Here is a 22,687-nt window from a genome sequence, read left to right on the forward strand (position 1 = left end):
GGCGCATGCACGTGCGCCCCGCCACCACCGAAGACGCCGAGGCCGTCGCCGCCATCTGGTTCACCGGCTGGCACGACGGCCACGACGGGAACGTCCCGGACGAGCTCGCCGCCGTCCGGACGAAGGACACGTTCTGGACGCGAGCCGCCGAACGAGTCGGTCAGACTACGGTTGCTGTGGTGGACCAAGTAGTTGCCGGGTTCGTGATCGTCGAAGGCGACGAGGTCGAACAGGTCTACGTCGGGACGAATCATCGCGGGTCTGGTGTGGCGGGCGTTCTGCTCGCCGAGGCAGAACGTCAAGTAGCACGAGGCGGACACTCCAATGCCTGGCTGGCCGTTGCTACCGGCAACAGTCGGGCGCGGAGGTTCTACGAACGCTCCGGCTGGACCGACGACGGCGCCTTCGAGTACCAAGCCGCGGTCGATGGCGGCACTCTCCCCGTCCCCTGCCACCGGTACGTGAAGACCGTCAGCGCACCTGCAGCCGGCGAGTAGCCGGTACGACGAGCAGCAGCGCCGCGCACACCAGCCCGAGCCCCGTGGCGAAGACCATCAGCGGGACCGCGCCGGTCACCCCGGCGATGGGTCCGGCGAGCGTGCGCCCGAGCGCCATCGTCACGAGCGACCCGGCGACGTCGTACGCGTAGACGCGGTTGAGCAGGTCGGGCGGCACCTGCGTCTGGACGGTGGTCGACCACAGCACCGACCAGAACGCGATCCCGGCGCCCGCGATCGACCAGCCGATCATCAGCACCGCAAGGCTCGGCTCAAGCGCAGGGATCAGCGGATAGATCGCGAACAGCGCCCACCCGATCGAACCGACCGCGAGCGGCCGCCGCGGCCGGAAGCGGATCGCCACCGTCCCGCCGATCGCGCCGCCGGCGCCGAACGCCGCCAGGCCGAGGCCGAGCGCGGTCGAGCTCAGGTGCCCGATCACCAGTTCGGCGCCGATCGGCAACGACGTACCGACGACGAAGCAGCCGTACAGGCCGAAGATCGCGATCACCGACCAGAGCCAGGTGCGTTCCCGGAACGCCTGCCAGCCCGCGGCCAGTTCACCGAGGAAGGACGAGGCCATCCCCAGTGGCGCGGTGTCGAGCTTCAGCGCGAGCAGGCACGCGCCGCTCACGGCGTACGTCGCGGCGTAGATCGCGAAGACGACCGCGGGCCCGGACACACTCACCAGTACGCCGGCCAGCGCCGGCCCGAGCACACCGGCCATCGACTCCGCGATCCGGAGCGTCCCGTTCGCCCGCTGCACGTCGTCGGCGACCTGCGGCACCATGCTCGCGACGCCCGGCTGGAACATCGCCGTCGCCGCGCCGCTGAGGAACTGCAGCACCACGATCAGCAGCAGCGACGGCGTACCGACCGCGAACAGCACCGCCGTCAGAGCCTGCAGCCCGAACCGCGCGAAGTCGGCGAGCACCATCATCCGCCGCGGCGTGAACCGGTCGGCGAGCACGCCACCGAACAACATGCACAACGCCACCGCCGCCAGCCACGCGCCGAGCGCGTACCCGACCCCGGTCGCGCCGTACCCGGCGTCCAGCACCCCGACCGACAGCGCCACCGGGATCATCGCGTCCCCGAGCAACGAGGTGGTCCTCGCCGCGAAGTACAGCCGGAAGTTGGAACCCCGCGTCATCAGCCACCCTTAAGAAGACTCCTGTCAAAACTGAAATCTAAACCACTGCCACGCGGCCGGTGCCGGTGTCTCGATGACTGGATGACCGCTGAGGGGTTAGCTTGCATTGGTCAGCAATCTTTTTGTGGGGAGACATCATGTTCAAGCGTTCTTGGCGCAGGCCGTTGCTGGTCGCCGGGGCGGCCGTGGCGATCGCCTCGGTCGCCGGTGGGGTCGCCTACTCAGCGGGTGTCGCCGCGCAGCAGCCGGCGATCCAGACCTCGACGCCGCGCACCGAGCGGCAGGTCACCAACATCGACGTACTGCGGCAGCAGTTGCGCAACTACTACGGCGACCCGCTCGGCAGCGGGGAGTTCGCGGCGGACAGCAACTACGCGAAGGAAGCGCGCGGGGTCGCTGCCGACGGAAAGCGGTGGATCTCGACGCGGCACCACACCCGCGGCACGAAGGCGATCCTGCTCGACGTCGACGACACCGCGCTGGCCACCTGGAACTACGAGATCGCCAGCAACTGGGCGTTCAACCCGACCAGCAACGGGCAGTACGTCACCGAGCAGCGCTTCCCGGCTGTGCCGGGCATGGTCGATCTGGTGAGGACCGCCGAGCGCGAGGGTTACGCGATCTTCTTCCTGACCGGTCGCGGTGCGGCGCAGGAGCAGGCGACGCTCGGCAACCTGACCGCGGACGGTGTCGGGATCGACGCGGGCTACCCGAAGCCGACCGGCCTGAAGAACGGTGAGGACGGGCTGTTCACCAAGCCGGCCGTCACCGACTACCCGGCGTACCTGAAGAAGGCCTGCGCCGCCGACCCGAACGGGTCCTGCACGACGATCCACTACAAGTCGGCGACCCGCGCGCACATCGAGTCGCTCGGTTACGACATCGTCGCGAACTTCGGCGACCAGTTCAGCGACCTCAAGGGCGGCTACGCCGACCGGACCTTCAAGCTCCCGAACCCGAACTACTACCTGCCCTAGGCGCCAGCCCGAACAGCAGGCCGTCCAGGGCGAACCGCAGTGCGGGTTCGAACTCGATCCGCATCGCGGTCAGCTCTGGTGCGGCCTCGTAGGCCGCGAGCACCGCGGCCGACGGCCGTGAGTGCGTCCAGTACGCCCCGGCCAGCAACGCCGCCGACGCGATGAAGCGCGCCGCGGCCTCCTCGCCCAGCTCCGGTACGGCGGACAGCGCCGCCGCGACCATCCGCCGGTAGTCCGCCGACGCCGCGCGCTTGTACTGCAGCGCGATCTCCGTCGAGATGTTGTGCTCCAGCACGGCGGCCTGCGCGCTGGTCAGCTCCAGCAGCATCGGCCGCGCGGTCAATGTCGCCACCAGCGTGCTCACCAGCTGCTCGCCGCGCTCCTCGATCGGAGCCGCCGGATCGACCTTCGCGAGCTCGGTCTCGAGCGCGTCCAGCCAGGCGGCGGTCTCGACGTTCATCAGCTCGAGCAGCACGGCCTCGCGCGACTCGAAGTAGTTCAGCACGTTCGACTTGGCCAGGCCGACGCGGCGGCTCAGCTCGTTCAGCGTGAGCTGGGCGACCGGCTGCTCGGCCAGCATCTCCGTCGCCGTCCGCAGGATCACCCGTCGCCGTTCGGCCCGCTGCTCCTCGCTGCGCGCCCGCTGGAAGGTCATGCCGCCAGTCTACAGACCGCTGGTCTCTTGTCATCAGACCAACGGTCTGTTAGCGTCGTCAACAACAGACCGGCAGTCTTTTAAAGGAGCGCGATCATGTACGACGTCCCGAACCAGAGTGGCAAGTACGCCGTCGTCACCGGCGCCAACAGCGGTACCGGCAAGGAGACCGCGCGCCGGCTGGCCGCGGCCGGCGCCCGCGTGGTGATGGCCGTGCGCACGGTCGCGAAGGGCGAAGCGGCCCGGGCCGAGATCCTCGAGCGGCACCCCGGCGTACAGCTGGAGGTCCGCCGGATCGACCTGGCCGACCTCGCATCGGTCAGGGAGTTCGCCGACGGTCTGCTCGCGGACGGCGTACCGCTGGATCTCCTGGTCAACAACGCGGGTGTGATGACGCCGCCGGAGCGGCACAGCACGGCCGACGGGTTCGAGCTGCAGTTCGGCAGCAACTTCGTCGGGCCGTTCGCGCTGACGCTGCGGCTGCTGCCGTTGCTGCTGCAGGCGCCCGCGCCGCGGGTCGCGACGATGAGCAGCGGCGTCGCCAACTGGGGGCGGATCCAGTTCGACGACCTGCAGTGGGAGCGCCGCAAGTACAGCCCGGCCCGCGCGTACTCGCAGTCGAAGCTGGCCGACCTGATGATGGGCCGGCGGCTCGCGACGATCGCCGCCGAGCGCGGCTGGCCGCTGCTCAGCACGATCGCGCACCCCGGCTTCACCCGGACGAACCTGCAGACCGCGGGCGCCACCCTCGGCCGCGAGCGACCCGCGCTGGCGAACCGCATCCTCTTCCGCTGGAACCCGCTGCCCTCGCAGGGGGTCGAGCAGGGCGCCGAGCCGCTGCTCGTCGCGGCGACGGATCCCACCGCCCAACCCGGTTCGTACTACGGGCCGTCGGGGTTGTTCGGCCTGGTCGGCCCGGCCGACGTCGCGAAGACGCCGCGGACCGCGCTCGACGACGAGGTTTCGCTGCGCTTGTGGGCCAAGGCCGAGGAACTGACGGGCTTGTCCCTTCCCGCGATCGCTGCTTGAGACCTAGCCTGCGGGGATGGAGCGATGGGCCAGTGGTGAGCAGTACGAGCCGTACGTCGGACGCTGGAGCCGGCTGGTCGCGACGGAGTTCGTCGCCTGGCTCGAGCAGCCGCCCGGGCTGCGCTGGCTCGACGTCGGCTGCGGGACCGGGGCGCTCACCGGCACCGTCGTCCGGGATGCCGAACCGGCGTCGGTGCTCGGGATCGACCGCTCGGAAGGGTTTCTGGAGTACGCGCGCCGGACCGTCCCCGAGGCGACGTTCGAGGTCCGGGCGGCCGAGGACCTGCAGGACGGGTCGTTCGACGTCGTCGTCTCCGGGCTGGTGCTGAACTTCGTGCCGGATCGGGAGGCCTTGCTGCGCAGGCTGCACGGGATCGGCGGCGTCGTCGCGGCGTACGTGTGGGACTACGCCGAGGGCATGCAGCTGATGACGCACTTCTGGGAGGTCGCGGGCGCGGTCGATCCCGCGTGGCGCGATCTGAACGAGGCGACCCGGTTCCCGTTCTGCCGGCCGGACGCGCTGGAGGAGATGTTCACCGGGGCCGGTTTCGCCGACGTGGCGAGCCGGGGAATCACGGTGCCGACGGTGTTCACCTCGTTCGAGGACTACTGGACGCCGTTCCTCGGCGGTCAGGGTGCGGCGCCGGCGTACCTGAGCACGGTCGACGACGGGACCCGCGAGGAGATCCGGACCGCCTTGCAGGAAAGGCTTCCGACCGAGCCCGACGGGTCGATCCGGCTGACCGCGCGGGCCTGGGCGGTCCGGGGGACTAGCTCCTAGGCCAGTCCGGGTGCAGCCGGCCGAAGAGCAGGTCGTCGGTCCACTCGCCCTTCCACCAGCTCGCGGCGCGGCGCAGACCCTCGCGCTCGAAGCCGAGCCGTTCCAGCAGCCGCGCCGACGCGTCGTTGCGGGCGTCGCACTCGGCCGACACCCGGTGCAGGTTCTTCTCGGTGAACAGCCGGTCGAGCAGCGCGCCGACCGCCTCGGCGGCGTACCCCTGACCCTGGTACGCCGGCGCCAGCGTGAACCCGATCTCGGCCTGCTGCAGGTTGTCGGCCAGGTGCAGCCCGATGTCGCCGATCAGTACGCCGTCCAGGTCGATCGCGTACTGGAACCAGCCCGGCGCGTCGGGATCGCCCTCGGCGTACGAGCGCACGGTGTCGACCGCCTGCTCCAGCGAGAACGGCGCGTCCCAGGACTGGTAGCGGGCCACCTCCGGCACCGACCGGTACGCCGACAACGCCGCGGCGTCGTCCTCGGTGAATCTGCGCAGCACCAACCGCTCCGTCGCCAGGATCATCCGCCGATGATGTCAAAATCCGCGGCCCGGAAACGACCCCTGGGTGACAGCGCCTGACGATCGGAGCCCGCCGCATGAGGTACCTGGTGATCCTGCACGCCGCCGACCAGCCCTGCCCGCCGGACCACACAGCCTTCCGGCGGGCGGCCCAGGACGCGGGCGAGCTCGTCGACGGTCAGACGCTCGCGGACCCGTCGCTCGGCATCGCGCTCGGGACGCCGGGGCCGCCGATCCATGCCTACTACCTGCTGGACGTCGACTCCGCGGCCCGCGCCGTGGAGCTCGCCGCGTTGCTGCCCGAGGCGACCTTGGAAGGCGCGGGGGTCGACGTCCGGCCGGTGATGTTCTCGGCGGCTAGCGACTACTGACCTTGAACCACAGGTTGTTCGCCTGCGGTACGGCGCTGTGGTGGATGCGCTCGAGCTGCACCTGGTCGCCGCGGTGGAGGGGAGTGCCGCCGCCGAGCAGGACCGGTACGACGATCGTCAGGATCTCGTCGAGCCGGCCCGCCTCGAGGCACTGCCGAGCGATGTCCGCGCCCATGACGTTCACGTACTTGTCCCCGGCAGCGGCCTCGGCGCGGTCGAGCCCGGTGAGCACGTCGGGCACGAAGAACAGGTCGTCGGTGTCGGCGCCGGGGTGGTGCGTGACGACGTACTGCGGTCCTTCCCAGCCGCCGCCGAACGCCTGGCCGGCGCCTTCGTCGTCCTTGTGCGGATCGTCGCCGCCGTACGTCGTGGCTCCGACCAGGAGGGCACCGATGTCGCCGATCAGCTCACCGACCAGCGGGTTCGGGCCCAGGTGGTCGGTGAGCCACGACATGTCGCCGCCGGGGCCGGCGATGAAGCCGTCGAGCGACATGGAGACGGAGTACAGGGTCTTGGCCATCAGGATTCCTTCCGGGTTGTCTGGTGTTGAGACGGGACAACCCGGAAGAAATCATCGCTCAGGCGGCGTTCGGTCCCACGTCGGACGGGTTGAGCGGGCGGTTGAGCGGCGCCGCGGTGCCGTACTCGTCGGCGCCGACGTCGGCCCGGCCGGACCGCGGGTGGCCGTCGAGGTCGCGGGTCACCGTCGGGTACGACCGGCTGGCGGCGTTGATCGCCGGGCTGCCCGCGGTCAGTCGCCGTACGCCGGACGTGGTGAGCTTCGGGTCGACCCGGCGAAAGCCGTTCGCCGGGAGGTTGCCGTTGCCGGCCGCACCCCAGACCAGGTTGCCCGACCAGGTGATGCCCTGCTGGTACGGCATCGCGACCAGCTCGCCGGAGTCGCCGACCAGCAGGTTGTCGGAGATCGTGCAGCCCAGCGGCGGCAGCGTGCGCTGGCTCTCGCCGACGATCGCGGAGCCGGAGGAGAGCACGGTGTTCAGCGCGATCGTCACCCGGTCCGGGGCGTCGTTGCCGCGCCGGCTCTCCGGGGAGTCGCTGGCCAGGTGGTCGCGGACCGAGCCGCTGCCGAGCACGATCCCGGCGCCGGCCACCCGCTCGACGTAGTTGTTGACGATCAGATGGTCGTTGCCGTAGATCCGGATCCCGTTGCTCCCGGCAAGGATGAAGTTGCCTTCGACCCGGGACCGGTTGCCGTGCCGGAGGACGATGCCGCCGAGGCTGTTGCGGATCGTGTTGTCGCGGATGGTGTTTCCGCTGGACTTCACGGAGATCGCCTCCGGGTCGCCGTTGGCGCGCTCGAACAGGTTCTGCTCGACCAGGGCGCCGGCGTCGGCCAGCGAGCGGCCGCTGAGGCCGAGCCGGATCGGCTCGCCGCCGTTGTCACCGGTGAAGGTGTGGTCGGAGAAGTAGTTCCGCAGGATGTGCAGGCCCTTGGCCATGCCGTCACCGCTCGGTCCTTCGACGCCGACGAAGACGCCGAGGGTGGCCTTGCCGTGGAAGTGGTTGCGGTCGAGCTTGGTGTGGTCGGCCTTCACGAGCAGCCAGTTGAGGCCGTCGGAGTCGGTGAGCTGGACGTCGTTGCGGGTGAGCCTCAGGTGGTGGCAGCTGAGCGGCAGCTCGATGGTCGACCGCTGTTTGAGGACGAAGCCGTTGACGGTCACGTAGGAGGAGTCGGCGAAGGTGAAGCCGCGCTGGCCGGTCAGGACCGCGCGGCCGCGGTGCTCGGCGGCGATCGTGATCGGGGCGCTCGCGGTGCCGCGGCGGCCGTTGACGGCGAGCGGGCGGTCGGCCGGTACGTCGTACGTGCCGTCGGCGAGGGTGATGGTCGCGCCCGGGCCGGCCGAGGCGATCTGGGCGCGGAGCTCCTCGAGGGTGCGGGCGCGGGTCGCGCGGGCGCGGGTGGTGATGGCGCCGCGGGCAGGTGCGGCCGTCAGGCCGGTGACAGCGAGGGCAGCAGTCGACGTGAGAAAAGTACGGCGGTGCATGGGCGGTCCTCCGTGGTCGGTCGGGGCGGTCCCGTCACCACCTCTCGGCGGGGACGGGTGGCGTCAGTCTGGAGGCCCGCCCGACGCGTGGCAAGCGTTTACCGATGGAACGGGAAGCGGTTTCTGTGCACCGGAACGATCACGTCCGGTAGTTCCGCCGGGCAGGAGGTTCTGGCCGCCCGTCAGGTGCGATAACCTCGCCGACAATCGGGGTTTTCGGATCCTTCGGGCGCGGGCGAGGTGACGGCGAGTGGTGGTGGACGGCAGCGGTCGCTCGTTCCTGCCCGACGTCGACACCAGCCGCCCGAACGCGGCCCGGGTCTACGACCTGCTGCTCGGCGGCAAGAACAGCTTCGAGGTCGACCGGCAGCTGTACGCCGAGCTGCTCAAGGTCGCGCCCGAGATCCCGAACCTGGTCCGCGAGAACCGGCGCTGGCAGGCCCGGATGATCGAGACCACGGTCAAGGAGGGCGGCGTCGACCAGTTCCTCGACCTGGGCTGTGGCCTGCCGACCGCCGACAACACCCACCAGGTCGTCCAGCGGCTGAACCCGCAGGCCACCGTCGTGTACGTCGACAACGACCCGACCGTCGTCACCCACGGCCTCGCCCTGCTCGCCGACGAGCGCACCGTCCATTTCGTCGACGCCGATCTGACCGACCCGGCCGCGGTGCTGGGTGACCCGGTGATCGCGAAGGTCCTCGACCTGAGTCGGCCGGTCGGCGTACTGCAGGGTCTGGTGCTGCACCACATCCCCGGCCAGGACCGCGCGCGGCAGGCGGTCCAGGGGTACTTGTCGGAGATGGCGCCGGGGTCGTACCTGGCGCTCACGCACCCGATCAATCCGCGCGACGGCGGCCGGTTGGCGGAGTTCTCGGCCGCGGTCGAGGAGGCGCTTCGCCCGGCGGTCCAGCCGATCGCCTTCCGTACGCCGGCCGAGGTCGCCGAGCTGGTCGAAGGCTTGGAGCTGCTGCCTCCTGGGCTGACCACGATCGCCGACTCCTGTCCGACGGGTGATCAGAGCGCCAAGCCCACCGGTGTCACTCGCTTGGTGATGGCCGTTCTCGCTCGTAAGTCCTGAATCAGCTCACCGAACCCAGCCACCTGCCTGACCGGTAGGTGGCTTTTTGCTGTGTGCCACCAGTGACGAGCCGTTGACGAACAGCAGTTGCGCCTGCAAGCTTTGGCTACCTACGGCGCAAGAACTTGGCAACACAGCGCAAGTTACGTAGCTCAGACTGCAGTTCCCCGCCCAGACCTGAGGACGTCCATGAAACGGAGCCAGCCCCGCAGGCGGCTGATCAGCGGCCTGCTCTCCGCAGCCCTGATCCTCGCCGGTGCCACACCGGCCATCGCCTCCGCGAGCACCACCACCGCGACCACCCCGTCCGCCCCGACCGCAGCCGCCGCCCCCGCGGCTGCGCTCCCGCGCACCCTGTCCGCGAGCAGCCAACTGGGGGAGTACCCGGCCACCAACACCGGTGACGGCAACCAGAACTCCTACTGGGAGAGCAACAACAACCAGTTCCCCCAGTGGCTGCGCGCCGATCTCGGCGCCACCAAGAGCATCGACCGCGTCGTGCTGAAGCTCCCGGCGTCGTGGGGCGCCCGGACCCAGACCCTCGCGGTCCAGGGCAGCAGCAACGGCACGGCGTACAGCGACATCGTCACCAGCACCGGCTACGCCTTCACGCCGGCCAACGCGAACACCGTGACGATCACCTTCCCGGCGACCAGCGTCCGGTACGTGCGGCTGAACATCACCGCGAACACCGGCTGGCCCGCCGGGCAGCTGTCCGAGTTCGAGGTGCACGGCCCGGACACCGGCGGCGACACCCAGGCGCCGACCGCGCCCGGCAACCTGGCGCTGACCGAGCCGTCGTCCGGCCAGATCCGGCTCGCCTGGTCCGCCGCGACCGACAACGTCGGTGTCACCGGCTACGTCGTCTACCGCAACAACACCGCCGTCACCACGGTCGCCGGCAATGTCCTCGCCTACACCGACAACCAGCCCTCCTCGGCGACCGTCGAGTACTACGTCCGGGCGAAAGATGCTGCAGGCAACGAATCCGGGGACAGCAACCGGGTCCGCCGGGCCGGCCAGGGCGGCGGCGCGAACCTCGCCACCGGCAAGCCGATCGAGGCGTCGTCGACGATCCACACCTTCGTCGCCGCGAACGCCAACGACAACAACGTGGCGACGTACTGGGAGTCCAACGGCTTCCCGGCCACGCTGACCGTCAAGCTCGGCTCGAACGCCGACGTCAGCTCGGTCGTCGTCAAGCTGAACCCCGACCAGGCCTGGGGCGCCCGCACCCAGAACTTCGAGGTGCTCGGCCGCGAGCAGAACGCGACCGCGTTCACCTCGCTGTCCGGTCGCGCCAACCACGCCTTCAACCCGTCGGCGCAGAACACCGTCGAGATCCCGGTCAGCGGCCGGGTCGCCGACCTGCGGCTGCAGTTCTTCAGCAACACCGGAGCCCCGGGCGGCCAGGTCGCCGAGCTCCAGGTGATCGGTACGGCGGCGCCGAACCCGGACCTGGTCGTCAGCGGCCTGACCTGGACCCCGGCCTCGCCGAGCGAGACCTCGCCGATCACGCTGTCCGGCACGGTCCAGAACATCGGCTCGGCCGCGGCGCCCGCGACCACGGTCAACTTCACCCTCGGCGGCACGGTCGTCGGCAGCTCCCCGGTCGGCGCGCTCGCCGCCGGTGCCTCGACCACGGTCACCTTCAACGCCGGTACTCGCGCCCAGGGCTCGTACGCCGTCGGCGCGGTCGTCGACCCGACCAACACCGTCGTCGAGCAGAACAACGACAACAACGCGTTCACCGCGCCGACGCAACTGGTGATTGCGCAGGCGCCCGGCCCGGACCTCCAGGTCACCGGGATCACCACGAACCCGGCCAACCCGGCGATCGGCCAGGCGGTCAGCTTCACCGTTGCCGTCAACAACCGGGGCACGTCGGCCTCGGCCGCCTCGGTGACCCGCGTGGTCGTCGGCGGTACGACGCTCAACGGGAACGCACCGGCTGTTGCGGCCGGTGCCACCAGCAACGTCGCGATCAGTGGGACGTGGACGGCAACCAACGGTGGCGCGACGATCACGGCCACGGCCGACGCGACCGGAGTCGTTGCCGAGACCAACGAGACGAACAACGTGTTCGCCCGGGCGATCGTGGTCGGCCGCGGCGCCGCCGTACCGTACACGTCGTACGAGGCGGAAGCGGCCAACTACACCGGTCAGCTGCTCGTCGCCGACCCGCTGCGCACCTTCGGTCACACCAACTTCGCGACCGAGTCGTCGGGGCGCAGCTCGGTGCGGCTGAACAGCCAGGGCCAGTTCGTCGAGTTCACCTCGACCAACCAGTCGAACTCGATCGTGGTCCGCAACTCGATCCCCGACTCGGCCAACGGACAGGGGCTTGAGGCAACGATCAGCCTGTACGTGAACGGCACCTTCAGCCGCAAGCTGACGCTGTCGTCGCGGCACAGCTGGCTGTACGGTTCGACCGACCAGCCCGAGGGCCTCACCAACACGCCGGGTGGCGACGCGCGCCGCCTGTTCGACGAGTCGAGCGCGCTGCTCGGGACGTCGTACCCGGCCGGGACGAAGTTCAAGCTGCAGCGCGACGCCGGCGACAGCGCGTCGTTCTACATCATCGACACGATCGACCTCGAGCAGGTCGCTCCCGCTCTGAGCCAGCCGGCCGGGTGCACGTCGATCACGCAGTACGGCGCGGTCGCGAACGACGGGATCGACGACGCCGACGCGATCCAGCGCGCCGTCACCGACGACCAGAACGGCGTGATCTCCTGCGTCTGGATCCCGGCCGGCCAGTGGCGGCAGGAGAAGAAGATCCTCACCGACGACCCGCTGAACCGGGGTCAGTACAACCAGGTCGGGATCAGCAACACCACGATCCGCGGCGCGGGCATGTGGTACTCGCAGCTGTACTCGACGACCGAGCCGCAGAACGCCGGCGGGATCAACCACCCGCACGAGGGGAACTTCGGCTTCGACATCGACAAGAACACCCAGATCTCGGACCTCGCGATCTTCGGGTCGGGCCGGATCCGCGGTGGTGACGGCAACGCCGAGGGCGGTGTCGGCCTGAACGGCCGGTTCGGCGTCGGCACCAAGATCACCAACGTCTGGATCGAGCACGCCAACGTCGGCGTCTGGGTCGGCCGCGACTACGACAACATCCAGGAGCTGTGGGGCCCGGCCGACGGCCTGGAGTTCAGCGGGATGCGGATCCGCAACACCTACGCCGACGGGATCAACTTCAGCAACGGCACCCGGAACTCGAAGGTGTTCAACTCGTCGTTCCGCACCACCGGCGACGACGCGCTCGCGGTCTGGGCGAACAAGTACGTCAAGGACCAGTCGGTCGACATCGGTCACACCAACTCGTTCACCAACAACACCGTCCAGCTGCCCTGGCGCGCCAACGGCATCGCGATCTACGGCGGCTACGACAACAAGATCGAGAACAACCTGATCTACGACACGATGAACTACCCCGGCATCATGCTGGCCACCGACCACGACCCGCTGCCGTTCTCCGGTCAGACCCTGATCGCCAACAACGGCCTGTACCGCTGCGGCGGCGTGTTCTGGAACGAGGACCAGGAGTTCGGCGCGATCACACTGTTCCCGCAGAACCTCCCGATCCCCGGGGTGACCATCCGCGACACCGAGATCGTCGACTCGACGTACGACGGCATCCAGTTCAAGACCGGCGGCGGCCTGATGCCGAACGTCGCCCTCACCAACGTCCGCATCGACAAGTCCAACAACGGCTCCGGCATCCTCGCGATGGGCGGCGCCCGCGGCAACGCGACCCTGACAGGGGTCACCATCACCAACTCCAGGGACGGCAACGTCCTGGTCGAACCCGGCTCGCAGTTCACGATCGCCGGTCAGTAGGACCTCGCTGAGACCAGGGGCCCGGTGCCACAGCGCCGGGCCCTTCGGGGTCTTCAGCTGCCGCGGGTGTCGAGCTCCTTGACGATCTCCTCGGCGACGTTGCGGAGCTTGATGTTGTTGTCCTGCGACAGCCGCGTGAGGAAGGCGAATGCGCGCTCGTCGTTGAGCTGGTAGCGCTCCATCACGATGCCGACCGCCTGGCCGATCGTTCCGCGGGTGTGGATCGCCTGCTGCAGGTCGTCGATCTCCTGCGCGTACGCGATCGCGGTCGCGGCCTGATGGGCGAACAGCCGGCTGAGCGACTCGAAGTCCTCGAAGGCACCGACCGTCGACGAGTACAGGTTCAGCGCGCCCTTGGACTTCGGGGCGTCGTACAGCCGCAGCCCGGCCTGAGCCCGGATCCCGGTCGGCACGGCGACCCCGGCGTACCGCGGGAAGCGCGGGTCGTTGGCGAGATCGGGGGAGATGACATGCGCCTCGTCCACGGCCGCGTAGTAGCAGGGCCCCTCACGAAGCTCGTACTGCGCGGCGTCGAGCGGCAGCAGCACCCGATCGGTCGGCGCCGCGGTGGTGAGCTTCCCGTCGTGCTGCAACACGGTGATGCTCGCGTACTCGACCATGGGCAGAACTTCCACCGCCGCGGTCGTGATCTGACGCAACGTGTGATCGAGGTCGCCGGGAGTCAGCGCCCGAGACAGCAACCGCGCGGTCTCGAGCAGGCGCGAGTCAGTCATTCTCCTGCGGTACCCCTCGATGGGTGGACTCAACCAGCTCCCTGGCGGTCCTCCTGCACCGGCAAGCTGTTGCTCAGGAAACTAGGAACCGGAGAGCTGCACATCCGTCGCGGTCGCGGTGACGAGCAGCGACTGACCCTGAACGTCCGCAGCGGTCACCCGCGCACCAAACGGCAGATCCGGGATCCGCACTCCTCGCGCAAGCAGCGCAGTGATCACCGTGCGGACACGCGCCGGCACACTCTCGGGGAGGTTCTCGACGACCAGGCCGATCCGCCCGTTGCTCACCTCCGGTCGTACGGTCGCCATCGCGTCGAAGCCGCGGACGGTCAGCTTCGCCTGGAGCTTGTCGTCGACGGCGGACAGGACCAGGCCCTCGATACCGCTCGCCGCCGCGGTCAGCTTGGTGAGCGCCGCGGGTGACATCTTCAGGTGTACGTCGGCCCGGCTGACCGTCACCGTCGCGCTCGTGTCGCCGGTCAGCAGTTCGCGGGGGATCTGGATCCCCTGCATCACCATCGTGAGCTCCTCGGCCGACACCTTGGAGACGCTCGGCTGGTCCATCGTCACGGTGATCTCGGAGAACTCGCCCTTGGCCAGCTGCGGCAGGAACCCGAAGCCGCCGATCTCCGCCGTCGTCTTGGCCGCGGTCACGTCGTACTGGGCGGCCTCGTTGACCGCCTCGGTGGCCAGCCGCTTCTCGGCCACCGACTCCGCGACCCGGTCGCCGACCACCAGGATGATCAGCACGATCACCAGAAAGATCAGGAACCCACGGCCCCGGCGGCGCGGCTTCGGACGGTCTTCACGAGTACTCACGGGCGCGAGCCTAGCGACCTCCGGCGCCACCGGCCGCATCGTCTAGCGTGATCGGGTGCACCGCATCGGCTACGTCATCCTGTACGTCGGCGACCTGGACGCCTCGATCGCCTTCTACCGCGACGTTCTCGGGCTCCCGTACCGGTTCACCGACGCCGGGTACGCCGAGTTCGGCACCGAGGCGCCGCGGTTCGCCCTGTACGAGCGGCGCCGCGCCGAGTGGCTCACCGGCGGGCCGGTCGCGCCCGGGCCGGCCGCGGAGATCGTGCTGCTGGTGGACGACGTCGACGCGGAGGCGGCGCGGCTGGCGGCGTACGTGATCAGTGGACCGGCGGACCGTCCGTGGGGTCATCGGACGGTCCACCTCGCCGACCCGGACGGGTTCGTGGTCGAGCTGGCGCAGGAGATCCCGCGGACGCGAACCCGCGGGACCTGATCAGCGGCGCTGGCTGTGGCGGTGCCGGCGGTGGTGCATCGGGCCGCCGAACAGCGCGATCCAGAAGAACACCCACAGCACCCAGGGTGCCGCGAACGAGACGCTCGCGATGACGAGCCCGACCATCAGGAACGGCAGCACGAACAGGAACGCGGGCGGCCGGCCCTGCGCGACCCAGGACGGCTGCCGTCCCCGACCCGCGGCCCACGCAGGTTGCACCGGTACGACGGCCTGGTCCGGCAGATCCGCGAACAGCGGCGCCAGCTCGTCGTCGTACCGGGCCTTGGTCGCGCGCTCGCTGCGCTCCTCGAACTCGTCCTGCGTCAGCCGCCCGGCGACGAAGTGATCACCCAACGCCGCAACGGCTTGGTCGCGCTCGGCATCGCCGATCCGCAACGCGCCGCTCCGCTCGGCTTTGCCCCACCCAGCGCCGAGGCGCTCCGGCGAGCTCATCAGCTCTCCTGCTCGTCGTCGCCGAGGATGCCGTACAGCGTGCGGCGCAGCTCGATCAGCGCCTTGCGCGCCTTCGCCTGCTGCTCCGGCGTACCGGTCGCGAGCACCTGCCACAGGGCCCCGCCGACCTGCCCGAGCAACGGCTTCAGCCCGTTCTCGTCGTCAGTGCCCGCGCTCATCGCCTCCCACGGCGCCGACACCTCGTCGGCGTGCTCGGCGACGTATGTGCGCCCCTCGTCGGTCAGCGAGAACGTTCGCCGCCCGGTCGCCGCGTCCGCCGTCACGAGGCCCTCGTCCTCGAGCTGCTGCAGCGTCGGGTAGATCGAACCAGGGCTGGGCTTCCACGCCCCGCCGCTGCGCTCGGCCACCACCTGGATGATCTGGTAGCCGTTCATCGACTCCTCGGCCAGTACGGCGAGAATCGCCGCCCGGACGTCGCCGCGCCGCGCCTTCGCCTGCCGCCAGCCGCGCGGACCCGGCCCGCCGGCCCACGGCGGCCCGCCGAAGCCCGGACCCCACATCCCGCCGAACGCCTGGTGGTGCCCACCGCCGTGCCGCTGCCGGCCGGTCATCGCGGCCCGCAGCTCTTCCTTGAGATCCTCGAACGACGAGCAGCCGCGGCCAAACCCCGCCTGCCCGAACGGCCATCCCGCCGCGTACGCCGATCCACCCATCACCGTCTCCTTGCCAGAGGTTGCGATAGTTCGACGATATATCGCGAACTGTCGCCACCCAAGGCGTCGGTGCGAACTGGTGTGCGGCGGGGTACCTGAGGTGTTCAATGCGGTAGGAGGGAAAGCGATGACGAACCCGAGCAACCGGTACGAGAACCTGACCCCGACCCGTTTCGAGAAGACCCACCAGGTCACCGACTCCGAGATCAACGAGGCCCTCGAACGCGACGGCACCGTCGAGGAGTCCGGCCTGGCCGACCGTGAGGTCAAGCACGACGACGGGACGCCGCCGTCGGAGGCCTGACAACGTTGAGCGTTCAGTTGAACGCGGTCTGTAGGTTGGTGAACTCCTAGCTCGTCCCCAACCCTCCAGACCCGAAGGATTTCGCGATGAGCATCTTCGACAAGTTCAAGGACAAGGCCACCGAGATGCTGCAGGGCGCCGGTGACAAGGTCACCGAGGCCACCGGTATCGACGTCAGCGGCGTCACCGACCACCTCGGCGGCGCCGCTGAAGGCGTGGCCGGCCAGGCCGAAGGCGTCGCCGACCAGGCCCAAGGCGTTGCCGATCAAGCCCAGGGCCACGCCGACGGCCTGGCCGACCAGGCCCAGGGCCACGTCGACGGGTTCGCCGACCAGGCCCAGGGCCACGTCGACAACGCCCAGGGCGCGGCCGACCAGTTCACCGGTGTGACCGGCGTCGACGTCCCCGTCGACCAGGTCACCGAAGCGGCCCAGGGCCACGTCGACCAGGCCGGCGAGACCGTCCAGGGCCACGTCGACAACGCCACCTCGCACATCGACCCGACCCAGCGCTGACGCCGTAGGCGACAATCGTCGCCATGGCGAAACGACGTTCGGCGGTCTTCTGCCCGTGCGGATCCGGTACGACGTACGAGTCCTGCTGCGGGATGCTCCACCGAGGTGAGAAGACCGCCGCGACCGCGGAGCAGCTGATGCGTTCGCGCTACTCCGCGTTCGTGGTCGGCGACACCGGCTACCTGCTCCGCACCTGGTCGGCCAAGACCCGGCCGCCGTCCCTCACCCTCGACGCCACCGACTGGACCGGCCTCGAGATCGTCGGCACGACCGCCGGAACCGCCTTCCACAGCGAGGGAACCGTCGAGTTCCGCGCGTCGTACGCCGGCGGCGTCCAGCAGGAGAACAGCCTGTTCACCCGCGAGAACGGCGACTGGGTCTACGTCGAGCCCCGCTAGGACCGCAGGAACTCGAGCAGATCGGCGTTGATCACGTCGGCGTGGGTGGTCGGCATGCCGTGCGGGTAGTCGGCGTACGTCTTGAGGACGCCGTTCTTCAGCAGCTCGGCCGACTTCGGGCCGGAGGCGACGTACGGGACGATCTGGTCGTCCTCGCTGTGCATCACCAGCACCGGGATGCCGATCTGGCGCAGATCCTCGGTGAAGTCGGTCTGCGAGAACGCGACGATCCCGTCGTAGTGCGCCTTCGCGCCGCCCATCATGCCCTGGCGCCACCAGTTCGCGATCACCGCTTCGGACGGCTCGGCGCCCGGGCGGTTGAACCCGTAGAACGGCCCGCTCGGCAACGCGCGGTAGAACTCCGACCGATTGGCCGCGAGCTGCGCCTGCAGGTCGTCGAACACGTCCTTCGGCAGACCCTCGGGGTTCGCGTCGGTCTTCACCATCAGCGGCGGTACGGCGCACAGGATCGCGGCCTTCGACGCGCGGTCCTCACCGTGCCGCGCCAGGTAGTGCACGACCTCGCCGCCACCCGTCGAGTGCCCGACGTGGATCGCGTCGCGCAGATCGAGGTGCTCGACGACGGCGCGCAGATCGTCGGCGTAGTGGTCCATGTCGTGCCCGTCACCGGTCTGCGTCGACCGCCCGTGCCCGCGCCGGTCGTGCGCGACGACGCGGTACCCCTGCTGCAGGAAGAACAGCATCTGCGCGTCCCAGTCGTCACTCGACAACGGCCACCCGTGACTGAACACGATCGGTTGCCCGCTACCCCAGTCCTTATAGAAGATCTCCGTACCGTCGCTGGTCGTGATCGTCCCCACTGTCCCGCCCCTTTCGCACGCTCAATGGACCCGGCGTGCCCCCAGCACCAGGCCACGTTAACCCTGCCCGGGCAGGCTTTCCAACGGTTCACGTCGAGTTCGGAAGATCCGGCGGAGCCGCTCGACATCGACTTCCGGCAGGTGAATCTCCACCAGGTCGAAGCTCTCCTCGACGAGTTCCCGCAGCACTTCCGCGCCGTCTTCCGCGAAGACCTTCCTCAACCTGCGTGGGAGATCAGCGGGCGCGATCTCCAGCCCCATCGCGTCGAGCCGCTTGAAAGCCAGCACGTGCCCGCAGTACTTCCCGTTCATCGCATGCAGCACGTTGAGCAGCTGGTTCGAGATCCGCACCAGCTCCCGGGCCACGAGCAACGGATTCTCGCGCTCCGCCAACATCGCGAGCCGCCAGAACTTCTCGATCGCCCCGTTGTACTCGACCACCGCAACCGCCAGCCCGCGCGGATACTCCGCGGCCCGCGCTTGCCACCGCCGTACGACGTCCGCCCGCACGCCGGCGATCTCGCGCCCGTCCACGATCCCCTGCACCAGCCCGAGCGCCGTCCCGTCGGTGGTGTGGTCGCCGAGCACGCGGTCCAGCGTCCGCTCGACCGAACTGGTGAGGTTGTGCTCGACCTCGACCATCAGCCCGGCCTTCGTGCCGAGGTGGAGCTGGTCGTTCCACGGCGGCCCTTGGTTCACCAGCCGTACGTCGGCCGCTGCCGGGACGCTCCGCCGTTCCTCAGTCGTCGGCGGCCGATCCCAGAACACCCCCACCTCGACGTCCGACCACCGATCGGCGTCCCCACGCGCCGTCGACCCGCCGACCATCACCGCGTCCACGCCGGTCGTCCCGGCGTACGCCGCCAGCAGCGGCCGCACCGCCTCCAGCCGCCACCGCGCCGCGTCCCCCAAGTGTCAGACCTCCACCTTGAACGGGTCGTGCTCACTCAGCAGCTTGTCCAGGCGGGCCTGGTCGACCCGGTTGGACACCCCCGCGAGCTCCTGGCGGTCGCGGACCACCTTGCAGAGCACGACCGTCGAGGTCACGACGTACAGGAGACCGAGCGCGAGGAACCCCCTGACCCACGGCTCGGCGGGCAGGTAGATCAGCCCGATCACCATCGCCCCCATCGAGAGCCCGAACGATGCCACGGCCTGCGCGTAGAACGCCCCCGTCTGCGAGGGCTGAACAGTTTTCGTCATACGCAAGATCCTGGGGCCGGCCGGGCGTGCGCGCATGAGGAAAACCACTCAACTAGTTGGCCAGCTCGGCGGGTGGGGTCGGGGTGCCGGCCGGCGGGGTCGGAGTGGGGGTGTCGGGCGGAGGCGTGCTCGACGGGGTGTTGTCGGGGGTCGGGGTGCTCTGGGGCGGGGTGCTGGGAGTAGTGCTCGGGTTGGGGGAGGAGGGGGTCGTGCTGGGGGTTGGTGTGCCCGACGGGGTGGTTGTTGGCGTGGGGGTGCTGGACGGCGTTTGAGTGGGGGTCTGCGTTGGCTGGCCGGTGGTGGCTGGGCCGGTCGGGTTGGTGCGGGTCGGGTCGTTGGAGGTGCTCGGGCCCGTCGTACCGGCGGCTGGTGCGGTGGGGGTCTGGTCAGGGCGGAGGTCGGTCGATGGCGGGAGGTCCGGGTCGTTGGTGAAGATGAGGATCGCTGCCGTCGCCGCCGCGGCAGTGGCCAGTACGGCGACTGCGGCGATCATCATGGCCTTGGAGCGCGTCTGCGACGGGCCTGCGGGAGGCGCCGGCTCACCGGTCGGGTCCTCGGGGCCATCGCCTGCCGCCGTACCAGTGCCTGCTCCTGCGCCTGCTGCTGCACCAGCGCCCGCCGCCGCGACATCCACCGCAGTCGGCACCGCCGCAACCCCGCGCCAGTCGCCTCCACCAGCCCCAGCACCCCGCAGCGCCCCACCAGCGATCTCCGCCGCCGGAGGCCGCGCCTCCGGATCCTTGGCCAGCATCCGCAGCAGCACCTGCTCGAATACTCCAGCCAGCTCCGCCCGCTCAGCGCTCACCGGCTCCGGCTCGGCATCGACGTGCTGGTACAGAATCCCGGTCGGATGCTCAGCCGTGAACGGCGGCCGCCCCATCACCAACTGATAGAGCACGCACCCCAGCGAGTACACATCGGACGGCTGCCCAGCCCGCCCACCGCGCGCTCGCTCCGGCGCCAGATAGTGGGAGCTCCCCACGATCTGCCCGGTCGCCGTCAGCGTCGTACCAGCCTGATCGGCGACGTGCGCGATCCCGAAGTCCGCGACCTTCACAGTCCCGTCCTGCGCAACCAGCAGATTCCCAGGCTTCACATCCCGATGCACGACATCCACCCGATGCGCCGCCGCCAGCCCAGCAGCAGCCTGCTCGACGATGTCGATCGCCCGGTCCTTCTCCAGCGGGCCGTGCTCCTCGAGCTCGCCGGACGCCGTACGGCCCTCGACGAGCTCCATCACCAGGAAGAACCCGTCCCCGTGCTGCCCGAAGTCGTACACGGACACCACATGAGGGTCGCTCAACCGCGCCGCGGCCCGCGCCTCGCGCTGGAACCGCTCGCTGGCGCTCGAATCCCGGTCGGTCGGCAGCAGCAGCTTGACCGCGACCGGCCGCTCCAGAACCTCGTCGACGGCACGGAAGACCTCTCCCATGCCACCTCGCCCGATCGACTCACCGAGCCTGTACCGCTTCGCTACCAACACCCCGTCGCCCGTACCCACCGACACTCCGCCCCAACCTTCGCCCGTTGACCGCCCCGGGCCATCTTGCCCCACGAACCCAACGCCTCGATGCTGGAATCGTTTCCGATTCCACGAAGGAGCCCCTGATGGACATGGCGACCGCGCTGAGCGACCTCGGTGTGACCGGCGACCTGCTCACCGATCCCGAGCGCGACCAGCTCGACCGCGACGGCTTCCTTCCCCTGGAAGACGTCCTGACCCTCGAGGCGGTGTACGCCGTCAACCGGCGGATGGCCGAGCTCACCGCGGCCGAAGGCGAACGGGCCGGCCTCGAGGTCCACCAGGAGCAGGGCACCGACCGCCTGGCCGACCTGATCAACAAGGACCCGATGTTCGAGGTCTGCTTCAGCCACCCCCGCGTCCTGGCCGCGATCCGCCACGTCCTCGGCCCGTCGTTCCGGCTCTCCTCCCTGAACAGCCGCGCCGCCCTGCCCGGCCAGGGCCACCAATCGCTGCACGCCGACTTCGGCCACCCGGTCGCCCCCGGCGAGTACGAGGTCTGCAACTCGATCTGGCTGCTCGACGACTTCACCCCGGACAACGGCGCGACCCGCGTCGTACCGGGCTCGCACCGCCGCGGCACGATGCCCGCCGACGAGATGCCCGACCCCGCCGCCACCCACCCCGACCAGATCCAGCTGACCGGCAAGGCCGGCACCGTCGTCATCTTCAACAGCCACCTCTGGCACGGCGGCACCCAGAACCACACCACCCACCCCCGCCGAGCGATGCACTCGTACTTCGCCCTGCGCCACCTCCCGCAGCAGCTGAACCAGCAGGAGTACCTGCGCGCCGACACGTACCAGCGGCTCACTCCGGCGCAGCGTTACCTGCTGGACGTCACCGACCCCAGCTAAACCGTTCGACGGCGCACTGGTCTGCTGAGACAGTACGGCGATGGAGCTGATGAGCCCGGCGGACCTCCCACTCATGCAGGGCCTTGCCCAGCGCGTCACCGCCGTACGGCCCGACCTGATCAGCGCCGGCGCGTCGTACGGCGAGCTGGCCTGGATCTGGGGGAAGGGCTGGTCCGCCGACGGCGCTGCCTGGCGGCGACGCCTCTGGTTCGCCGGCGACGAGCTGGTCGCGTGGAGCTGGGCGTTCCTGCCGCGGCGGATCCGGCGTACGGACGGGTCGGTCAGGGACATCACCGGGGCGTCGCTGACCTACCAAGTCCGCCCTGACCACCTGGAGCTCGTCGACGAGCTGATCGAGTCGTACGACGAGGTGACGCGCGGCCTGGAGCGCACGGCGTGCCCGACGACCGCGGAGACGTTCGCGCTGGAGCGGTGGAAGGCCCACGGGTACGAGCCCGACCAGGTTGCGCTAGCCGACGACGGCGACTGGACGCAGCTCAACCGGCGGGAGCTGGCCGAGCTGCCGGAGCCGGTGCTGCCTGCTGGCTTCCGCTTCCGCACCGCCGACGAGGTCTCACCGGAGGCCGCCGTACAGGCGCATGTCGACGCGTGGGCGCCGTCGTACTACACGCTGGAACGCTACGAGGGCGTCCGCCAGACAGCGGCGTACCGAGCAGACCTGCACGTCCTCGTCGAGGCACCCGACGGCACGATGGCGTGCTCGGCGATCATGTGGTTCGACCCGGCGAATCGAACCGTCGAGTTCGAGCCAGTGGGCACCCACCCGGCGTACCGCCGACTCGGCTTGGCCCAGGCGATGATGCTGCACGCAATGCACCTGGCCCGAGACGCCGGGGCGACGCACGCGACCGTGGTCTGCCTCGGCGCACCGGGCCATCCGCGCGCCCGCGGCCTGTACTACGGCCTCGGCTTCCGAGAACTCTCACGTGACGCGCCAGTGAGGAGCGCTCCGCAGGCCTGTGGATAACCGCCCGCCGCCCAACCCTCTCCTCTGTAAACTCAACTAGGAAA

At 69.8% G+C, this 22,687-nt stretch carries 26 protein-coding genes; 13 read left to right on the forward strand and 13 right to left on the reverse strand.

Translation table 11 applies throughout. The annotated features are described in order from the left end of the window. The first annotated feature begins 5 nt into the window (after nt 1-5). Nucleotides 6-497 carry a GNAT family N-acetyltransferase gene (locus tag ACZ6Z4_RS22400; protein WP_465567656.1) on the forward strand — a complete coding sequence of 164 codons (492 nt, stop codon included), beginning with the start codon at nt 6-8 and terminating at the stop codon, nt 495-497. On the opposite strand, the gene ACZ6Z4_RS22405 is transcribed toward ACZ6Z4_RS22400, so the two are convergent. Next, nucleotides 472-1,650 (reverse strand): MFS transporter, encoded by a 1,179-nt coding sequence (locus ACZ6Z4_RS22405; protein ID WP_465567660.1) that lies wholly within the window; start codon nt 1,648-1,650, stop codon nt 472-474. The two genes, ACZ6Z4_RS22400 and ACZ6Z4_RS22405, sit on opposite strands and share 26 nt — an antisense overlap. Before the next feature lie 137 nt (nt 1,651-1,787). Here ACZ6Z4_RS22405 and ACZ6Z4_RS22410 point away from each other — a divergent pair, with 137 nt between their 5' ends. Next, nucleotides 1,788-2,627 carry an HAD family acid phosphatase gene (locus ACZ6Z4_RS22410; protein ID WP_465567663.1) on the forward strand — a complete coding sequence of 280 codons (840 nt, stop codon included), beginning with the start codon at nt 1,788-1,790 and terminating at the stop codon, nt 2,625-2,627. Here the strand turns inward: ACZ6Z4_RS22410 and ACZ6Z4_RS22415 are convergent. Further along, complete coding sequence (locus ACZ6Z4_RS22415; protein WP_465567666.1) at nt 2,593-3,282, reverse strand: TetR/AcrR family transcriptional regulator; 690 nt, start codon at nt 3,280-3,282, stop codon at nt 2,593-2,595. The two genes, ACZ6Z4_RS22410 and ACZ6Z4_RS22415, sit on opposite strands and share 35 nt — an antisense overlap. A 96-nt stretch (nt 3,283-3,378) precedes the next feature. Between ACZ6Z4_RS22415 and ACZ6Z4_RS22420 the strand changes: the two genes are divergently transcribed. Together ACZ6Z4_RS22420 and ACZ6Z4_RS22425 are read left to right on the forward strand one after the other, a co-directional pair. Continuing rightward, on the forward strand, nt 3,379-4,311 hold the full coding sequence (locus ACZ6Z4_RS22420) for an SDR family oxidoreductase (RefSeq protein ID WP_465567669.1): 933 nt from the start codon (nt 3,379-3,381) through the stop codon (nt 4,309-4,311). Nucleotides 4,312-4,327: 16 nt separating this feature from the next. After that, a complete protein-coding gene (locus ACZ6Z4_RS22425; protein ID WP_465567672.1) occupies nt 4,328-5,092 on the forward strand; it encodes a class I SAM-dependent methyltransferase in 765 nt (254 codons plus the stop codon). On the opposite strand, the gene ACZ6Z4_RS22430 is transcribed toward ACZ6Z4_RS22425, so the two are convergent. Beyond that, a complete protein-coding gene (locus tag ACZ6Z4_RS22430) occupies nt 5,082-5,612 on the reverse strand; it encodes a GNAT family N-acetyltransferase (RefSeq protein WP_465567675.1) in 531 nt (176 codons plus the stop codon). The two genes, ACZ6Z4_RS22425 and ACZ6Z4_RS22430, sit on opposite strands and share 11 nt — an antisense overlap. A gap of 74 nt (nt 5,613-5,686) precedes the next feature. Here ACZ6Z4_RS22430 and ACZ6Z4_RS22435 point away from each other — a divergent pair, with 74 nt between their 5' ends. Beyond that, the gene (locus ACZ6Z4_RS22435) at nt 5,687-5,980 is read left to right on the forward strand and encodes a YciI family protein (RefSeq protein ID WP_465567678.1); all 294 of its coding nucleotides are present in this window, start codon (nt 5,687-5,689) and stop codon (nt 5,978-5,980) included. Here ACZ6Z4_RS22435 and ACZ6Z4_RS22440 read toward each other — a convergent pair. Both ACZ6Z4_RS22440 and ACZ6Z4_RS22445 read right to left on the reverse strand, forming a co-directional pair. After that, nucleotides 5,967-6,500: a dihydrofolate reductase family protein gene (locus ACZ6Z4_RS22440; protein WP_465567681.1), complete on the reverse strand. Its 534-nt coding sequence runs from the start codon at nt 6,498-6,500 to the stop codon at nt 5,967-5,969. The genes ACZ6Z4_RS22435 and ACZ6Z4_RS22440 overlap by 14 nt on opposite strands. Before the next feature lie 58 nt (nt 6,501-6,558). Then, nucleotides 6,559-7,986 carry a polysaccharide lyase 6 family protein gene (locus ACZ6Z4_RS22445; protein WP_465567683.1) on the reverse strand — a complete coding sequence of 476 codons (1,428 nt, stop codon included), beginning with the start codon at nt 7,984-7,986 and terminating at the stop codon, nt 6,559-6,561. A gap of 250 nt (nt 7,987-8,236) precedes the next feature. Between ACZ6Z4_RS22445 and ACZ6Z4_RS22450 the strand changes: the two genes are divergently transcribed. Continuing rightward, nucleotides 8,237-9,067: an SAM-dependent methyltransferase gene (locus ACZ6Z4_RS22450; RefSeq protein WP_465567686.1), complete on the forward strand. Its 831-nt coding sequence runs from the start codon at nt 8,237-8,239 to the stop codon at nt 9,065-9,067. A gap of 189 nt (nt 9,068-9,256) precedes the next feature. After that, nucleotides 9,257-12,919, forward strand: coding sequence for a CARDB domain-containing protein (locus ACZ6Z4_RS22455; RefSeq protein WP_465567689.1), 3,663 nt, complete (start codon nt 9,257-9,259; stop codon nt 12,917-12,919). A 53-nt stretch (nt 12,920-12,972) separates the two neighbouring features. On the opposite strand, the gene ACZ6Z4_RS22460 is transcribed toward ACZ6Z4_RS22455, so the two are convergent. Both ACZ6Z4_RS22460 and ACZ6Z4_RS22465 read right to left on the reverse strand, forming a co-directional pair. Further along, entirely contained in the window at nt 12,973-13,653 is a 681-nt protein-coding gene (locus tag ACZ6Z4_RS22460) for an ANTAR domain-containing protein (RefSeq protein ID WP_465567692.1), read from the reverse strand. A gap of 81 nt (nt 13,654-13,734) precedes the next feature. Next, nucleotides 13,735-14,472: an LmeA family phospholipid-binding protein gene (locus ACZ6Z4_RS22465; protein ID WP_465567695.1), complete on the reverse strand. Its 738-nt coding sequence runs from the start codon at nt 14,470-14,472 to the stop codon at nt 13,735-13,737. A gap of 55 nt (nt 14,473-14,527) precedes the next feature. Here ACZ6Z4_RS22465 and ACZ6Z4_RS22470 point away from each other — a divergent pair, with 55 nt between their 5' ends. Then, a complete protein-coding gene (locus ACZ6Z4_RS22470) occupies nt 14,528-14,908 on the forward strand; it encodes a VOC family protein (RefSeq protein WP_465567698.1) in 381 nt (126 codons plus the stop codon). Here the strand turns inward: ACZ6Z4_RS22470 and ACZ6Z4_RS22475 are convergent, their stop codons facing one another. Together ACZ6Z4_RS22475 and ACZ6Z4_RS22480 are read right to left on the reverse strand one after the other, a co-directional pair. After that, the gene (locus ACZ6Z4_RS22475) at nt 14,909-15,361 is read right to left on the reverse strand and encodes a DUF1707 SHOCT-like domain-containing protein (RefSeq protein ID WP_465567702.1); all 453 of its coding nucleotides are present in this window, start codon (nt 15,359-15,361) and stop codon (nt 14,909-14,911) included. It lies immediately after the preceding gene. After that, on the reverse strand, nt 15,361-16,035 hold the full coding sequence (locus tag ACZ6Z4_RS22480; RefSeq protein ID WP_465567705.1) for a PadR family transcriptional regulator: 675 nt from the start codon (nt 16,033-16,035) through the stop codon (nt 15,361-15,363). The genes ACZ6Z4_RS22475 and ACZ6Z4_RS22480 overlap by 1 nt, the downstream gene beginning before the upstream one ends. A gap of 127 nt (nt 16,036-16,162) precedes the next feature. On the opposite strand from ACZ6Z4_RS22480, the gene ACZ6Z4_RS22485 reads away from it, so the two are divergent. The 3 genes from ACZ6Z4_RS22485 to ACZ6Z4_RS22495 all read left to right on the forward strand — a co-directional run bounded on the left by ACZ6Z4_RS22485 (nt 16,163) and on the right by ACZ6Z4_RS22495 (nt 17,252). Then, nucleotides 16,163-16,339 carry a hypothetical protein gene (locus tag ACZ6Z4_RS22485; RefSeq protein ID WP_465567708.1) on the forward strand — a complete coding sequence of 59 codons (177 nt, stop codon included), beginning with the start codon at nt 16,163-16,165 and terminating at the stop codon, nt 16,337-16,339. 86 nt (nt 16,340-16,425) lie between these two features. Further along, the gene (locus tag ACZ6Z4_RS22490) at nt 16,426-16,854 is read left to right on the forward strand and encodes a hypothetical protein (RefSeq protein ID WP_465567711.1); all 429 of its coding nucleotides are present in this window, start codon (nt 16,426-16,428) and stop codon (nt 16,852-16,854) included. A 23-nt stretch (nt 16,855-16,877) separates the two neighbouring features. Next, nucleotides 16,878-17,252 (forward strand): YchJ family protein, encoded by a 375-nt coding sequence (locus tag ACZ6Z4_RS22495; protein ID WP_465567714.1) that lies wholly within the window; start codon nt 16,878-16,880, stop codon nt 17,250-17,252. On the opposite strand, the gene ACZ6Z4_RS22500 is transcribed toward ACZ6Z4_RS22495, so the two are convergent. Genes ACZ6Z4_RS22500 through ACZ6Z4_RS22515 form a run of 4 tightly spaced genes read right to left on the reverse strand, consistent with a single transcriptional unit; the run spans nt 17,249 to nt 20,783 of the window. Next, nucleotides 17,249-18,073: an alpha/beta fold hydrolase gene (locus ACZ6Z4_RS22500; RefSeq protein WP_465567717.1), complete on the reverse strand. Its 825-nt coding sequence runs from the start codon at nt 18,071-18,073 to the stop codon at nt 17,249-17,251. The two genes, ACZ6Z4_RS22495 and ACZ6Z4_RS22500, sit on opposite strands and share 4 nt — an antisense overlap. A 57-nt stretch (nt 18,074-18,130) precedes the next feature. Continuing rightward, nucleotides 18,131-18,985 carry a nucleotidyltransferase domain-containing protein gene (locus ACZ6Z4_RS22505; protein ID WP_465567720.1) on the reverse strand — a complete coding sequence of 285 codons (855 nt, stop codon included), beginning with the start codon at nt 18,983-18,985 and terminating at the stop codon, nt 18,131-18,133. A 3-nt stretch (nt 18,986-18,988) separates the two neighbouring features. Continuing rightward, nucleotides 18,989-19,276, reverse strand: a complete 288-nt coding sequence (locus ACZ6Z4_RS22510) for a YiaA/YiaB family inner membrane protein (RefSeq protein WP_363665581.1) — start codon at nt 19,274-19,276, stop codon at nt 18,989-18,991. A 52-nt stretch (nt 19,277-19,328) separates the two neighbouring features. Next, nucleotides 19,329-20,783, reverse strand: a complete 1,455-nt coding sequence (locus ACZ6Z4_RS22515) for a serine/threonine-protein kinase (protein ID WP_465567724.1) — start codon at nt 20,781-20,783, stop codon at nt 19,329-19,331. Nucleotides 20,784-20,884: 101 nt separating this feature from the next. Here ACZ6Z4_RS22515 and ACZ6Z4_RS22520 point away from each other — a divergent pair, with 101 nt between their 5' ends. Both ACZ6Z4_RS22520 and ACZ6Z4_RS22525 read left to right on the forward strand, forming a co-directional pair. Further along, nucleotides 20,885-21,655 (forward strand): phytanoyl-CoA dioxygenase family protein, encoded by a 771-nt coding sequence (locus ACZ6Z4_RS22520; RefSeq protein ID WP_465567727.1) that lies wholly within the window; start codon nt 20,885-20,887, stop codon nt 21,653-21,655. A 40-nt stretch (nt 21,656-21,695) separates the two neighbouring features. Continuing rightward, nucleotides 21,696-22,643: a GNAT family N-acetyltransferase gene (locus ACZ6Z4_RS22525; protein ID WP_465567730.1), complete on the forward strand. Its 948-nt coding sequence runs from the start codon at nt 21,696-21,698 to the stop codon at nt 22,641-22,643. The last annotated feature ends 44 nt before the right edge of the window (nt 22,644-22,687 follow it).

The sequence above is a fragment of the Kribbella sp. NPDC104740 genome (assembly GCF_055583505.1).